This is a genomic window from Oceanicaulis sp. UBA2681 (assembly GCF_002354675.1).
GTDB classification, from domain to species: Bacteria; Pseudomonadota; Alphaproteobacteria; order Caulobacterales; family Maricaulaceae; genus Oceanicaulis; species Oceanicaulis alexandrii.
Window position 1 is genome coordinate 347 of record NZ_DEMB01000014.1, and the last position, 15,051, is coordinate 15,397.

14 protein-coding genes are annotated in these 15,051 nt (G+C 64.0%); 6 read left to right on the forward strand and 8 right to left on the reverse strand.

The window, feature by feature from the left end; genetic code table 11:
* The 7 genes from B3M53_RS10630 to B3M53_RS10660 form a co-directional block, all read right to left on the reverse strand.
* Nucleotides 1-725, reverse strand: a 725-nt coding sequence (locus B3M53_RS10630) for an aconitase family protein (protein ID WP_286800391.1), incomplete at its 3' end; no start/stop codon positions are given.
* The gene (locus B3M53_RS10635; RefSeq protein WP_273020229.1) at nucleotides 703-1,671 is read right to left on the reverse strand and encodes a branched-chain amino acid transaminase; all 969 of its coding nucleotides are present in this window, start codon (nucleotides 1,669-1,671) and stop codon (nucleotides 703-705) included. The genes B3M53_RS10635 and B3M53_RS10630, both read right to left, overlap by 23 nt.
* A 14-nt stretch (nucleotides 1,672-1,685) precedes the next feature.
* Nucleotides 1,686-3,266 carry a 2-isopropylmalate synthase gene (locus B3M53_RS10640; RefSeq protein ID WP_273020230.1) on the reverse strand — a complete coding sequence of 527 codons (1,581 nt, stop codon included), beginning with the start codon at nucleotides 3,264-3,266 and terminating at the stop codon, nucleotides 1,686-1,688.
* A complete protein-coding gene (locus B3M53_RS10645) occupies nucleotides 3,263-3,529 on the reverse strand; it encodes an ACT domain-containing protein (protein WP_022700582.1) in 267 nt (88 codons plus the stop codon). Before B3M53_RS10645 ends, B3M53_RS10640 begins: the two co-directional genes overlap by 4 nt.
* 3 nt (nucleotides 3,530-3,532) lie before the next feature.
* On the reverse strand, nucleotides 3,533-5,227 hold the full coding sequence (ilvG, locus tag B3M53_RS10650) for an acetolactate synthase 2 catalytic subunit (RefSeq protein WP_160092714.1): 1,695 nt from the start codon (nucleotides 5,225-5,227) through the stop codon (nucleotides 3,533-3,535).
* Nucleotides 5,228-5,249: 22 nt separating this feature from the next.
* Nucleotides 5,250-6,263 (reverse strand): ketol-acid reductoisomerase, encoded by a 1,014-nt coding sequence (gene ilvC / locus B3M53_RS10655; protein WP_022700584.1) that lies wholly within the window; start codon nucleotides 6,261-6,263, stop codon nucleotides 5,250-5,252.
* Between the two features lie 122 nt (nucleotides 6,264-6,385).
* Entirely contained in the window at nucleotides 6,386-6,535 is a 150-nt protein-coding gene (locus B3M53_RS10660) for a hypothetical protein (RefSeq protein ID WP_156861388.1), read from the reverse strand.
* Between the two features lie 308 nt (nucleotides 6,536-6,843).
* On the opposite strand from B3M53_RS10660, the gene B3M53_RS10665 reads away from it, so the two are divergent.
* The 5 genes from B3M53_RS10665 (at nucleotide 6,844) to ilvD (ending at nucleotide 12,852) form a co-directional block, all read left to right on the forward strand.
* Entirely contained in the window at nucleotides 6,844-6,993 is a 150-nt protein-coding gene (locus B3M53_RS10665; protein WP_156861390.1) for a hypothetical protein, read from the forward strand.
* Nucleotides 6,994-7,111: 118 nt separating this feature from the next.
* Nucleotides 7,112-8,896 carry a homoserine dehydrogenase gene (locus B3M53_RS10670; protein WP_022700587.1) on the forward strand — a complete coding sequence of 595 codons (1,785 nt, stop codon included), beginning with the start codon at nucleotides 7,112-7,114 and terminating at the stop codon, nucleotides 8,894-8,896.
* A gap of 21 nt (nucleotides 8,897-8,917) precedes the next feature.
* Nucleotides 8,918-9,871 (forward strand): homoserine kinase, encoded by a 954-nt coding sequence (locus tag B3M53_RS10675; RefSeq protein WP_160092717.1) that lies wholly within the window; start codon nucleotides 8,918-8,920, stop codon nucleotides 9,869-9,871.
* Nucleotides 9,862-11,163 (forward strand): threonine synthase, encoded by a 1,302-nt coding sequence (thrC, locus tag B3M53_RS10680; RefSeq protein WP_273020231.1) that lies wholly within the window; start codon nucleotides 9,862-9,864, stop codon nucleotides 11,161-11,163. Before B3M53_RS10675 ends, thrC begins: the two co-directional genes overlap by 10 nt.
* A gap of 6 nt (nucleotides 11,164-11,169) precedes the next feature.
* Complete coding sequence (ilvD, locus tag B3M53_RS10685; protein WP_273020232.1) at nucleotides 11,170-12,852, forward strand: dihydroxy-acid dehydratase; 1,683 nt, start codon at nucleotides 11,170-11,172, stop codon at nucleotides 12,850-12,852.
* Nucleotides 12,853-12,860: 8 nt separating this feature from the next.
* On the opposite strand, the gene B3M53_RS10690 is transcribed toward ilvD, so the two are convergent.
* Nucleotides 12,861-13,439: a TetR/AcrR family transcriptional regulator gene (locus tag B3M53_RS10690; RefSeq protein WP_273020233.1), complete on the reverse strand. Its 579-nt coding sequence runs from the start codon at nucleotides 13,437-13,439 to the stop codon at nucleotides 12,861-12,863.
* Nucleotides 13,440-13,554: 115 nt separating this feature from the next.
* On the opposite strand from B3M53_RS10690, the gene B3M53_RS10695 reads away from it, so the two are divergent.
* Nucleotides 13,555-14,976 carry an NAD(P)/FAD-dependent oxidoreductase gene (locus tag B3M53_RS10695; protein WP_273020234.1) on the forward strand — a complete coding sequence of 474 codons (1,422 nt, stop codon included), beginning with the start codon at nucleotides 13,555-13,557 and terminating at the stop codon, nucleotides 14,974-14,976.
* Nucleotides 14,977-15,051 lie beyond the last annotated feature (75 nt).

Genomic DNA, 15,051 nt, shown 5'->3' on the forward strand with positions numbered 1-15,051 from the left:
GCGCCCGCCTCGATGGACATGTTGCAGACCGTCATCCGCTCTTCCATCGACAGCGCTTCAATCGCTTCGCCGGCGTATTCGATCACATGACCCGACGCGCCGCCGGCGCCCAGCTCGGCGATGATGGCGAGGATCAGATCCTTGCCGCCCACCCCATGGGGCAGGCGCCCATCCACTGTGACGCGCATGGTCTTGGGCTTGGACTGCAACAGCGCCTGCGTCGCCAGCACATGGCCCACTTCGGTGGTGCCGATGCCAAACGCCAAAGCGCCGAACGCGCCATGGGTGGAGGTGTGGCTGTCGCCGCAGACAATGGTCATGCCCGGCTGGGTCAGACCCAGCTCAGGGCCGATCACATGGACGATGCCGCGGTCGGGGCTGTCCCAACCCGCCAGGCGAATGCCATGGCGGCGGCAGTTATCCTCGAGCGTCTCCACCTGCTTTTTCGCCGCCGCATTGATATAGATCGGCTTGGAGCCGGGCGTGCGCGGCGTTGTGGGCGTGGAATGATCCAGCGTGCCGAACACCCGGTCCGGTCGGCGGACTTTCAGCCCGCGCTGTTCGAGCGCGGTGAAGGCCTGCGGGCTTGTCACTTCATGGATGAGGTGCAGGTCGATATAGACCAGCGCGGGCGCCGCATCGGTCTCAGCCTGGATCTGGTGTGTCTCCCAGACCTTCTCGAAAAGGGTTTTGGGGGAAGCGTCAGACGGCGACGGCGTTTTCATGACCAGTCTCCTCAGCGTGAGCGTGTACAGGCTCCAGCCAGCCCCAATCATCCTGGGTGCGGCCTTCAAACAATCCGAAAAAGCGATCCATGATCAGGCGCGTGATCGGCCCGGCGCCGGCGGCGCGGGTGGTCTTGTCATCGATCGAGCGGATCGGGGTGACTTCAGCGGCGGTGCCGGTGAAAAACGCCTCGTCGCACAGATAGAGCATCTCGCGCGGCAGCGCCTGCTCGACCACTTCGAGCCCTTCGCGTTTCGCCAGCCGGATGACGCTGTCGCGGGTGATGCCTTGCAAGATCGAGGAGCTGGCGGGCGGCGTCATCAGCTTGCCGTCCTTGACCAGGAACAGGTTCTCGCCCGCGCCTTCCGACAGGCGACCGTCCACATCGAGCCCGATGCCTTCGGCGTAACCGCGCGATTTGGCTTCGCGGCTGATCAGATAGCTCGACAGATAATTGCCGCCGGCCTTGGCCGCCGTCGGCGCGGTGTTCGGCGCCATGCGGTTCCAGCTCGACACGCACACGTCCACGCCCTTGGTGCGGGCCTCTTCACCCAGATACGCGCCCCAGGGGAAGGCCGCGATATAGGTGTCGATCGGCGTGTCCTTGGCGGGCACGACGCCGATTGAGCCATAGCCGATAAAGCTGACCGGCCGCAGATAGGCCGAGCCCAGCTTGTTGGCGCGCAGCACCTCTTTGCAGGCGTCGGCCAGCTCGGCGGGGCTGTAGGGCAGATCGACGGAATAGATCCGGGCGGAATCCACCAGGCGTTTCACATGATCGGTCAGGCGAAACACCACAGGGCCGGACGGCGTGTCATAGCTGCGGATGCCTTCGAAAAACGAGGTGCCGTAATGCAGGGCGTGCGACAGAACATGAACCTGTGCGTCCGCCCACGGAATAAGTGCGCCATTGCGCCAGATATGATCAACTTGTTGGATCGACATGGTATTTAAGTCCTTCAGGCGGCATGAGCTTTGGCGTTGCGTCGGCGACGCACGGCGCAGGCGTTGTTAAGCGCGTCGATATAGGCGGAGACGCAGGCGGGAATGATGTCGCGGGCGCGGGCGCGGCCGGAAAACACCTCGCCCTCCACATTGGCCTTCAGATCGACCAGCACATCGGCGCCCTGCCCGTCTTCGCCAGCGTCATGGGCGTCGGCGGCCACGTACTGCATCTCGATGTCCTCGACCCGCGCCGGGATTTCCATGATCTGGCTGACGGCGCGATAGGCCGCGTCCAGAGCGCCAGGCGCGCTGGCGATGTCGGTCACCTGACCGCGGCGGCCATGGTCCATTTCAATGCGGGCGACCGGATGATCCTTCGGCGACAGGGGCGAGCGGATATCGATCCGTTTCAAAGTCCACAATTCAGCATCTCCTTGCGTCCCGCTCTCCAGCCGCTCCAGAAGCGCAGACAGCTGGCCGGAATCCACCAGCCCGATCTCGTCCGCCAGCGCCTTGAAGGCGTCGAACGCAGCTTGCAGATGGTCACCCTCCAGGCTCCAGCCGAGCTCTTTCGCCCGGGCGGCCAGAGCGTGTTTGCCAGAGTGCTTTCCGAGCACGATCTGGTTGGAGCTGAGCCCCACATCTTCAGGTTTCATGATCTCGTAGGTTTCACGGTTTTTCAGAACGCCATGCTGATGAATGCCGGATTCATGGGCGAAGGCGTTCGCGCCGACGATGGCCTTGTTTCGCGGCGGATGGGTGTTGGTGGCTTTGCTCAGCGCGCGGCTTGCGGCCATGATCTGGCGCGTGTCGATATTCGTGGTCAGGTTGAAGACATCGCGGCGGGTGCGAACCGCCATGACGGCGTCTTCCAACGCGCAATTGCCCGCGCGCTCGCCGATGCCGTTCACCGTGCACTCGATCTGCCGCGCGCCGCCGCGCACGGCCGCCAGCGAATTGGCGACCGCCATGCCCAGATCATCATGGCAATGGGCGGAGAAGATCACCTCGTTCGCCTTGGAGACCTTCTCGGTCAGATGCTTGAACAGCTGATAGATCTCGTCCGGCGTGGAATAGCCGACCGTATCAGGCACGTTCAGCGTCTTCGCGCCGGCTTCCGCAGCGATGGAGAGCGCTTCGACCAGAAAGCCCCGCTCCGTGCGGATGGCGTCCTCGGCGGAAAACTCCACATCGTCAAAATACGTCCGCGCCAGCTCGACCATGTCCTTGATGCGGGTCAGCACCTCATCCGGGGTCATGTTCAGCTTGAACTCGCGATGCAGCGGGCTGGTGCCCAGAAACACATGCAGGCGTTTGTTCGGAGCAGCTTTCAACGCCCGCGCCGCAGCGTCGATATCGCCCGGCGTCGTGCGCGCCAAGGAACAGATCGCCGGGCCTTCAATCTCCTGGCCAATCCGTTCCACCGACTTGAAATCGCCCGGGCTGGCCGCGGCGAAACCCGCTTCGATCACGTCCACTTTCAAGGCCTGCAAGGCCCGGGCGACGCTCAGCTTGCCCGCCTCGGACATGGAGAAGCCCGGCGCCTGTTCGCCGTCTCTCAACGTGGTGTCGAAAATCGTGATCTGGCGGGTCATGACACGGCCTCGAACGCTGGCGCCAGGGACGCCGCTCGCACCGCGCTGACGCCGTAGATCTTGGAGATTTGCGCGCACAACGTGCCCATGCGCCGACCGGCGTCGCGCGGCTGGACAGTCAAATCCATGCGCGCCTCGCCAGCGGTCGGCATCTGAGGCAGATCGACGCCACGGACTTCAAAGCCGCGACGTTCGACGAGCCCGATCAGACGCAGGATCGCGCCTTCACTGGGGCGAAATTCGATCTCGATCCGGTCTGTCATGGATCAGGCCTCCATCATGTCAGCATTGGATTTGCCTGGCGGCACCAGCGGCCAGACATTTTCACGCGGGTCGATGCGCACATGGCACAGGATCGGCCCGTTCGTGTTCAGCAGCCGCTCGATCGCGGCGGGCGCGTCCTCGCGGCGGTCCAGGGTGAAGGCTTCGACCCCGAAGGCGCGCGCCACGGCGGCGAAATCGGGATTGTCGAACAGATCCACCTCGGAGAAATTCTCGTCGTAAAACAGCTCCTGCCACTGCCGCACCATGCCCAGCTGGGAGTTGTCCAGCAGCACGATCTTCAGCGGCAGGCGGTAGCGACGCAGGGTCGCCAGCTCATGGATGTTCATCATGATCGAGCCATCGCCCGACACGGTGATCACCGTGGCGTCCGGTTCCGCCATCAAGGCGCCGATACCGGCGGGCAAGCCGTACCCCATGGTTCCCAGTCCTGCGCTCGTCAGATGCGCTTGCGGACGCGAGAACCGGCAATGCTGGGCCACCCACATCTGGTGCTGACCCACATCACAGGTGATGATGGCCTTGTCGCCCGCCTGTTCGGAGATGTCTTTCAAGAGCTTCGGCGCATAGATGCCAGAACCGGGCGCGTCATAGCGCATGGCCCAGCGCTCGGCGGCTTCTGAACAGCGGCGCCGCCAGGGGGCAATGCTCAGAACGCCGGGCTCCATCCGATCCAGCGTTTCGGCCAGATCGCCGGTCAGCCCCACATCCGCATCGCGCAGTTTGGAGATTTCTGACGGGTCGGCGTCAAAGTGAACGATCCGGGCCTGGGGCGCGAAGGTGTCGAGCTTGCCGGTCGCACGGTCGTCGAAGCGGGCGCCGACGCAGATCAGCAGATCGCTTTCATTCACCGCCAGATTGGCCGCTTTGGTGCCGTGCATGCCCAGCATGCCCAGAAAGCCCGGCGTTTCCGTAGGCAGAGCGCCCAGACCCTTCAGAGTCGCCACCGCCGGGATTTGCGTGCGCGCGAAAAACCGCCGCAAGGCGTCTTCCGCCTTGGCCAGGGTCACGCCGCCGCCGATATAGAGCACCGGCCGCTCGGCCTGTGCGATCAGCGCTTCGGCCTGCGCCATGCTTGCCGAATCTGAAGGCACGCCTCTAAAGGGGGCCCGAACCGTCTGATCCACCGAGGGGAACGCCGCGGACGCCTGTGTGACGTCTTTTGGCAAGTCAATCAGAACCGGTCCGGGCCGCCCGCGCTTCGCCAGCTCGAAAGCCTCGGCGAAGATTTTGGGGATGTCGGCCGCATCCCGTACCAGGAAAGAGTGTTTGACGATGGGCAGGGTGACGCCAAAGACGTCGATCTCCTGAAACGCGTCAGTCCCCATCAACGGCGTCGCCACCTGGCCGGTGATCGCGACCAGGGGCACTGAATCCAGAAACGCATTGGCGATGCCGGTCACCAGATTGGTCGCGCCGGGGCCGGACGTGGCCAGACACACGCCCACCTCGCCCGACACCCGGGCGTAAGCATCCGCCGCCAGCGCCGCCGCCTGCTCATGACGCACCAGAATGTGCTCCAGCCCCGAGCCCGGCAGGGCGTCATAAACGGGCATGATCGCGCCGCCGGGATAGCCGAACACCTTGGTGACGCCTTCCGCGCGCAACGCCTCGACGACCAGATGGGCGCCGGTTCGGTGCAGATTGGAGGCGGGTGCGGTTTGAGGCTGGGCGGTCATGAGCGTGCTCCTGCGATCCGCGCTAGGCTTGGCCGGCGTTGGCGCCGGGTTGCAGCCAGGCCATGCGAGCGCGCAAACGGGCGCCGGTTTTTTCGATGTCCTGTTCCAGATCGGCCCGCAGCAAGGCGTCGTATTGCGGCTTGCCGGCTTGGTTCTCCAGGATCCAGTCGCGGGCGAACTTGCCGGTCTGGATGTCGGTCAGCACCTCGCGCATCCGCGCTTTGGTCTCGTCATTGATGACGCGGGGACCGGAGACCAGATCGCCGTATTTGGCGGTTTCCGAGATGAAGTCGTGCATGCGCGAAATGCCGCCCTCATACATCAGGTCCACGATCAGCTTGAGCTCGTGCAGGCATTCAAAGTAAGCGATTTCAGGCTGATAACCGGCATCCACCAGGGTCTGATACCCGGCTGCGACCAGTTCGGACGCGCCGCCGCACAGCACCGCCTGCTCGCCGAACAGATCGGTTTCGGTCTCTTCGGCCAAAGTGGTCTCGATCGCGCCGCCGGCCGTGCCGCCATTGCTCTTGCAATAGGCCAGCGCCTTGTCGCGCGCCTTGCCCGACGCATCCTGGTGGATGGCGAACAGGGAGGGCACGCCACGCCCGATCTCGAACTCCCGGCGCACCAGATCGCCCGGACCTTTCGGCGCGACCAGCACCACGTCGATATCGGTGCGCGGACGGATCTGGCCGTAATGGATCGAGAAGCCGTGCGCCACCATCAGCGTGTCGCCGGGCGAAAGCTGCGCGGCGATATCGCACTCATACACGTCCTTGTGGCTCATATCCGGGGTGAGGAGCGCCACGAAACTGGCTTTCTTGGCGGCTTCAGCGGGCGTGAAAACCTCAAACCCGTCATCCTTGGCCTTGGCCTCGGCCTTGCCGCCCGGGCGTGCCCCGACGATCACCTGCTGGCCGGAATCGCGCAAGTTTCGGGCATGGGCGCGGCCTTGGCTGCCATAGCCGATAATGGCGATGAAGCCGGGCTTCAAAGCGTCTGCGTTGGCGTCGTCGTCAGTGTAGATGCGGGTCATGGGCTTTGGTCTTTCCGTGGCGTTTGAGGCTGGCTCGAGTGTGGCGTTTGAGGTTGAGGCAAAGAAAAACCCCCGCTCGGTGTGGAGCGGGGGTTTGCTTGGGTCTGAGGTTTGAAATTCCGTCAGACAGGCGCCGCCGCTCCACCGTGGGTGGTAATAAGGAGTACGACAACGACAAGTACGACCGAGCCGGTCAGCGCAGCGATACGCTGGGCGTCCTGGGTCAGGGTCTGGGTCTTGGCGTCGCGCATGGCGCTGTCTCCCGGTTTCAACCTGATGCCGCCCCCTCTTCCGCAAGGGTGAAACGACACGCGAACAATGACCGGCGATATGACTGTCGAGGTCTCGCCGGGCTGTGCAAAAACCGTAAGGCGGAAATGCTGCATCGCGCAACACTAAAATGTCCGAACAACTCAGAAAAAATATTTCCTAGGCTATATCAGAGCATTAGCGGGTGATTTTTCCAATGCTGGACAGGGTTTGTGGTTTTTCAGCCACAGAGGCCCGGTTGACGGAGTGTGGAAAACCCGGTCACGGTAAAGTCCACGCTGCGCACTTGCAGCACGTCCAGGAGATGATCATGACCCGCTCTTCGCAGGTCCAGCACGAAACCGGAATGACCGTGGCGACCGCCGCGATCATGGCTTCGTGCGTCACCTCCACCGCGCTCACCACCACCATTACCACCATTACCACCACCCTTACTCGAGGGCGGGACGGTACGGGCTGAGCGCGAGACACGCGAAACATTCAACCCCACACCAACCCGCTCCCCGAAACCGGCGAGCGGGTTTTTTCATGCCTCAACCCAGCCGCCATGCCCTAACGAACGAAAAAGGACTGATCCGATGGATCCCCAGCTTAACGCCTCCTCCGCCTCGAAAGGCCTGTGCGTCCTCAAATTCGGCGGCTCCGTGCTGACTTCGGAAGCTGACTACGCCGCCGCCGGCGCAGAGATCTACCGTCATGTCCGGGCGGGGGAGAAAACCATCGTGATCGTCTCTGCGCTCAAAGGGGAGACCGACACGCTGCTGGCCCAGGCCGACGCCAATGGCGGCGACGCCTTCCCCCACATCACCGCGCGGCTGGCGCGACTGGGCGAGTTCCGGTCTGCGGCCCTGATGGGGCTGGCGCTCTCGCGGCTGGGCTTGCGCGCCAAAGTGCTGGACCCTCACGAGATCGGGCTGATGGCGGAGGGCGACCCCATGGATTCCAACCTCAGCGAGCTCGACAAGGACGCCATGGCCGCCGCGCTGGAAGAGGCCGATGCGGTTGTTCTCCCCGGTTTCACCGCCTGTCATGCAGACCATGGCGCCGCCACGCTGGGCCGGGGCGGCACGGATCTGACGGCAGTGTTTTTCGCTGTGAAGGCCGGCGCAAACCGGGTGCGGCTGATCAAGGATGTGGACGGCGTCTACACCGATGATCCGGCCAAAGACCCCCACGCCCAGCGCTATGACGCGCTCGATTATGATCAGGCGATGGACGCCAGTCGCGGTCTGATCCAGCCCAAGGCCATCGAAGCGGCCAAGGCTGCAAACCTTGTGGTGGAAGTCGCCGCCATGGGCGCGCGTGAAGCCACCCGCATCGCTTCGGGCCCCTCAGTCATCGGTCGTCCGCGCCATCGCGGGCCGATGAAAGTGGCGCTTCTGGGCTGCGGCGCAGTAGGGTCGGGCGTGCTCGACCATGTGCTGAGCCATCCTGAGCTTTTCGAGCTGAACCCGGTGCTGGTGCGCAATGCCGGCTCCCGCGCCGACGACCGTCGCGCGGTCTTTACCTCTGACCCTCATGCGGCGCTCGCGGGAGACCCAGATCTGGTGGTGGAAATGACCGGCGGCGCCGACGGCCCCGCTGAATTGATGCTGCCGCCCCTGCGCAACGGCCAGCATGTGGTCACCGCCAACAAGGCCGCCGTCGCCAAGCATTATGACGCCCTGCATGACGCCGCCCGGAAAGGCGGATCGCAGCTGATGTTCTCGGCCTCCGTCGGCGGCGGCGTCGTTGTGCTCGAGCGCTTGTCCGACCTCAAGGGGCAAGGCGTGGTCGCGGTGGAAGGCGTCATGAACGGCACCGGCAATTTCATCCTCGACCAGCTCGGTCAGGGCGTCGCGTTCCAGGAGGCGGTCGCCGCCGCCCAGCGCATGGGCTTCGCCGAAGCCGATCCCAGCGCGGATGTGGACGGGCATGACGCCGCGGACAAGTTGTCCATTCTGATCCGCGAAGCGTTCGGCGTGAACTTGCCGCCCGAAAAGATCGCCAAGCAATCGCTGAGCGAGGTGTCCGCCGAGCAGGCGCAGGACGCGCTGGCGAACGGGAAAATCTACAAACAGATCGGTCAGTGCAAGCTGGGCGCAGGCGGGGTTGTGGATGCGGAAGTTCAGGTCCGCGCCGTCCCTCAAGATCACCCGCTCGCCGGCGCGCGCAATGAGGAGAACCGTTTTCTGCTGACCTTGTCCAATGGCGACGTCTGCACCCTGCAAGGCAAGGGCGCAGGACGCTGGCCGACCGCTGCAGCCGTTTTCGGCGACATGATGGACATCCGACGGGCTTGGGCGTGTGATGGCGCCGCCCCAGCGCACGCATCGTCCGTTCGCTCCCCCCTTCGGGCGGACGATGCGTTGCGCAGCGCCTGACGGAAAGGACGAGTATTTCTCATGACTGCATCCGCGCGCGCCAGCGCCCCGGCCAGCATTGGCAATGTCGGGGTTGGATTTGATGTATTGGGACAGGCGTTTGACGCTGTCCGAGATGAGGTCGTCGCCCATAAGGAAGAAAGGACAGGCGTGCGTCTGGGCCAGGTTTCCGGGCTGATGACGCAGCTTCCGGACAATCCCATGCGCAATACCGCCCTGCGCGCGGCGCAAGCGGTGCTGAAGGCTGTGAACGCACCCTTCGGCGTGCGTCTGGACGTCATCAAGGGCGTACCGATCAGTGCTGGCATGGGCGGCTCCGCCGCCAGCGCCGTAGCCGCCGCCGCTGCAGTCAACGCCTTGCTGGACAAACCGTTTTCAACGCCGGACTTGCTGGCCTTCGCCCTGGAAGGCGAACGCGCCAGCGCCGACCCGCCCCCCTGGGACAATGTCATGGCCTCGCTGTTGGGCGGACTGGTGATCGCCGCGCAGCTTGATCCCGCACTGGTCAAACCGATGCCCGTCCCCAAGGGCGTCACCGCCATTCTGTTTCATCCTGACGCCAAGACCGAAACCCAGGCCGCGCGCGACGTCCTCAAACCCGAAACGCCGCTGAACACGGCTGTCGAGCACGCCCGTCGCCTCGGCGCCTTCACGCTGGGATGCGCGGTTTCCGATCTCGACCTGATCCGGGCGGGGCTCGATGACATTCTGATCGAGCCGCAGCGCGCTTTCCTGTTGCCGGAAATGCGCGACGTCAAAGCCGCAGCCCTCGGGGCGAATGCGTTGGGTTGCTCGTTTTCGGGCTCCGGCCCCTCCATCTTCGCCTGGGCGAGCGATGAAGACGCCGACGCCGTCCAGCAAGCGATGGCGGACGCCTTCAAATCCGCAGGCCGGGGAACGCGCGTCTATCGCGCCCCGCTTGAGAGCGCCGGCGTGCGTCTCGAACCCCTCGAGGAGCAAGAAGCATGCGCCTGATCTCCACGCGAAACGGCGCCAGCGCCAGCTCCATCTCCGAAGCGATCCGTGTGGGACTGGCGGGCGATGGCGGCCTGTTCATTCCTGATGAGTTTCCTGAAGGGCAGCTCAGCGGGCTGACCGCGCAAACCAGCCTCAAAGAGACGGCGCTGACGCTTTTCGAGCCCTTCTTCAAGGGCGATCAGCTTGAAAGCGTTTTGCCAGAGCTTGTTGAAGAGACCTATGATTTTGACATCCCGCTGGCGAACCCCTTTTCGGGGCGACCGGGCGTGTTCGCGCTGGAGCTGTTTCACGGCCCCACCGGCGCGTTCAAGGATGTGGGCGCGCGCTTTTTGCTGCGCTGTCTGGACAAGCTGGGCGACCCGAACGCCCCCTTCACCGTGCTCGCCGCCACCTCTGGCGATACGGGCGGCGCGGTTGGCTGCGCCGCGGAAGGCCGCAAGGGCGTACGGGCGGTGATCCTGTACGCCAAAGGCCGAATCTCCGCGTTTCAGGAACGCCAGCTGACCTGCTGGAACGCACCTGTGACGGCGCTGGAAGTGGATGGCGATTTCGACGCGTGCCAGCGCATGGTCAAGGCCGCGTTCGCGGACCGGGCGCTGAGCGAGCGGCATAACCTCACCAGCGCCAATTCCATCAATATCGCCCGGCTCTTGCCCCAGGCGGCCTACATGGCCTGGGCGGCACGGCAAGCCTATGAGAAGAATGGCGTCAAACCCGGCCTGATCATCCCCACGGGCAATCTGGGCCATGGCGTCGCTGCGATCTGGGCCCGTCATATGGGCGCGCCCTGGGGACCGATCGTGCTGGCCACCAACGCCAACCGGACCCTCGCGGACTGGTCGATCTCGGGCCGGTACGAGCCCCGCGCCTCAATCGCCACGCTGGCGAACGCCATGGATGTCGGCGCGCCCAGCAATTTCGAGCGCCTGAACGCCCTGCCCGATGACGCGGCGCGCCTGAGCGTGGAGCTGGTGGAGGATCGGGCCATCCGCGCGCGTATCAAGGCTGATTTCGCGCGCTCGGGTTATGTGTGGTGTCCGCATTCCGCTGTCGCCGCAGAAGCGCTGGCCCGGATGCGTGAGTTTGACCTGCATGCGCGGCCCTGGGTGATTGCGGCGACCGCCCATCCCTACAAATTCGCCGATGTGGTCGAGCCGCTGATCGGTCAAACCCTTGAGCCCTCTGAAGCCCTCGCCGAGGTGCTGGACCGCCCCACGCGGTCAGAGCCCTGCGGCGCGGACCTCGACGCTTTGCGACATCATTTGAACGCCCTGAACGAAACGGCCTGATCTGACATGACCGATACCAAACGCCCCTCGCACACACTGATCCAGGGGCCGGCCCGCGCCCCCGCCCGCGCCATGTTGCGCGCCGCCGGCTATGATGACGAACGCATGGCCAAGCCCATGATCGCCATCGTCAACACCTGGACCAGCGTCACCCCGTGCAACATGCATCTTCAGGGTCTGGCCGATCATGCCCGCGCCGGCATTGAAGCGGCCGGCGGCACGGCGGTGGATTTCAACACCATCGTGGTCACCGACGGCATCTCCATGGGCACCGAAGGCATGCGCGCCAGCCTGATGAGCCGTGATTGCGTGGCCGATTCCGCCGAGCTGGCGGTGCGCGGTCACAGCCTGGACGCGGTCCTGTTTCTGGTCGGCTGCGACAAGACCCTGCCCGGCGCGGCCATGGCGGCGGCGCGGATGAACCTGCCCAGCGTCGTGCTCTATGGCGGCTCGATCATGCCCGGAAAGCTGCACGACAAGGCGGTCACCATTCAGGACGTGTTCGAGGCGGTGGGCGCGTGCGCCGCGGGCAAGATCAGCGAAGACGAGCTGGTTGAAGTTGAAAAAGCCGCCTGTCCAGGCGCGGGCGCCTGCGGCGGGCAATTCACCGCCAACACCATGGCGCTGGCGCTGTCCGCGCTCGGTCTGTCGCCCATGGGGCTCAATGACATTCCCGCCGTCCATCCCGACAAACCCGGCGCCGCGCGCAAGGCGGGGGAAGCGGTCGTGGACGCGCTGAAAGCGAACCGCCGTCCGCGCGACATCATCACGCCGACAAGCCTGAAGAACGCCGCCGCCGCCGTCACCGCGACCGCGGGCTCGACCAACGCCGTGCTGCATCTTCTGGCCATCGCGCGCGAGGCCGGGATCAACCAGGACCAGTTTGATATCGACGTGTTTGACGCGGTCAGCCGCAAAACGCCCGTCATCGCCGACCTCAAGCCCGGCGGACGCTATATGGCGCCGGACATGGCGGCCGCGGGCGGGGCGCGCCTGCTGCTGCAACGCTTGCAGGCCGCTAAACTGATCGAGGATGCGCCCACCGTCACCGGCAAATCCCTGTTTGAAGAAGCCGGGCTCGCCACCGAAACCCCGGGCCAGGATGTGATCCTGTCGGCCGACAAGCCGCTCAAATCACGCGGCGGCTTCGGCGTGCTCTATGGCGATCTGGCGCCGGATGGCTGTGTGGCCAAGCTCGCCGGGCATGATCGGTTGTTCTTTGAAGGTCCCGCCAAGGTCTATGACTGCGAGGAAGACTGCTTCGCCGCTGTGAATGCAGGCCAGATCGAGAAAGGCGACATCGTCGTCATTCGCAATGAAGGCCCTGCCGGCGGTCCGGGCATGCGCGAAATGCTGGCGGTGACCGCCGCGATTCAGGGCGCAGGCCTCGGCGATGATGTGGCGTTGATGACCGATGGCCGCTTTTCCGGCGCGACCTATGGCTTCATGGTGGGTCATGTGGCGCCCGAAGCCGCCCATGGCGGGCCCATCGCCTTTATTGAAACCGGCGACGTCATCACCATCGACATCGAAAACCGCCGCATCGATGTGAAGGCCGACCTCAAGGCGCGCATGGCCAAGGGCTTCACTCCGCCCGAACCCAAATACCGCCACGGCGCCTACGCCAAATACGCCAAGCTCGTCCATTCCGCTTCGGACGGCGCCGTCACGAGTTTCCCGTTCGATTAAAGCACGGGTCAGGATTCAGGTTCGTCCAGCGCCTTGATATGCACGATCACGGCGCGGACAACCTGGTCCTCCCACGCCTCGTCATCCTGTTTGAGCATCGCCACATGATGACGCAGGCTGACAAAGCCATGGATCAGCGCCCAGATCTGAAGCGCGGCGTCTCGCGTCTGCGGCGGAGTGTGTTGGGGCAGGAAATCCGCCGCCACTTTCAACAAGCTCGCAAAAGCGCGCCCCGCCGCCTGCCGTGCAGCGTCCGAGGGTGTGAAGTCTGGCGCTTGCTCGCCAAAGATCAGCCGATAATGCGCTTCATGGGCCTGAACGCTGCGCAGATACTGGCGCACCACGGTTTCTACCGCCGCGTCGCGCTCCATGGGCGTTTCCGGCAGAACGGTCGTAGCTTCGACCTGTTCGAACCCTTCAATATAAAGCGCGTCCAGAATGCCCTGCTTGCCGTCAAAATGGCTGTAAATCCCGATGGTCGAGACCCCGGCCTCACGCGCAATGGCCCGCACGCTCAACCCTTTCGCGCCCGCTTGCAAAAACAGCTTTGACGCCGCCTGCATGATCTTTGTTTTTGCGTCACTCATGGTTTGAGCCTTGACGGGCCGCCCTCTGACCCTGATATGGGTATAACACTGTTATGATCAGGCTCAACCCGAATGCTTTCAAAAATATGGCTGGGCCGTCGCAGGGAGGCGACTCATGGCGATCACATCACTTGAGACTGATTATCTGGTCATTGGCGGCGGCGCCATGGGCCTGGCCTTCACCGATACGATCCTGTCTGAAACCGACGCTGACATCATCGTCGTTGATCAGAACGCCAAGCCCGGCGGGCACTGGAACCACGCCTATCCGTTCGTGACGCTGCACCAGCCGTCGAGCTTTTACGGCGTGTCCTCCAAGGAGCTCAGCCGCGGGCAGCGCGATCAGGTGGGGCTTAACAAGGGGATGGGTGATCTCGCCAGCGGAAACGAAGTGCTGGCCTATTACGAGCAGGTGATGAACCACACTTTCCTGCCCTCGGGCCGCGTGCGGTTCTTTCCGATGTGCCGCTGGCTCGGAGACGGACGGTTCAAACGCATCCTGACCGGCGAGGTGTTTGAAGTGAGCGTCCGGCGCAAGACCGTGGACGCGACACATCTGAAAACCTCGGTTCCCTCCACGCACACGCCCAGCTTTGAGGTCTCGCCAGACGTCTGGTTCATGCCGCCCAATGACTTGCCCAGGATCGACCGCACGCCCAAAGGCTTTGTGGTCATCGGCGCGGGCAAGACCGCGATTGATTCCTGTCTCTGGTTACTTGAGCAAGGCGTCGATCCGGATCTCATCCAATGGATCATGCCGCGCGACGGCTGGCTGCTGGACCGGCGCAACACCCAGACCGATCCTGAATTCTTCTTTGACACCATCGGCGCGCAGGCGCGCCAGTTCGACGCCATCGCCAACTCCACCAGCATTGAAGACATGTTCGACCGGCTGGAAGCGGCGGGCTATTTCCTGCGGATCGACCCCGATGTCCGGCCTTCAATGTTTCACGGGGCGACCGTCTCGCGCATGGAGCTGGAGGCGTTACAGTCGATCAGACGCGTCGTCCGCAAAGGCCGCGTGAAGACCATCAGCGCCGAGACACTCGTGCTGGACGAGGGCGAAATCGCCATCACCCCCGATCATGTGCTGATCGATTGTTCGGCCCGCGCGGTCAGCAATGACGCCATCGCACCGGTGTTTCAGGGCGACAAGATCGTGCTGCAGATGGCGCGCTCCTATCAGCCCGTGTTCAGCGCCGCCTTCATCGCCCATATCGAGGCCGCCTATGAGGATGAAACCGAGCAGAACCGGCTGTGCGGCGTGGTGCCGCTCCCCAATCACGACACCGATTTCATCCGCTTCACCGCCGCTTTCATGATGAACCAGTATAACTGGAGCCAGATCCCCGAATTGCGCGCCTGGCTGAGAGCCAACCGGCTGGACGGGTTCAGCAAACTCATCAGCGATGTGCCCCCTGACGACGCCGAGAAGACCGCGCTTTTGCAGGGCATGCGCAAGAGCGCGCCCGCAGCCGTCGGCAAGCTGTTTGAGTATCTCAACCAGCTTGATGAAAAGACGGCCACGCCCGCTTGAGCCCATACGGGACTTCCCCGACCGTAAAACCCATTAAGGACAATTCCGTCTACAAACTGGTCTCTGATTTGTCTC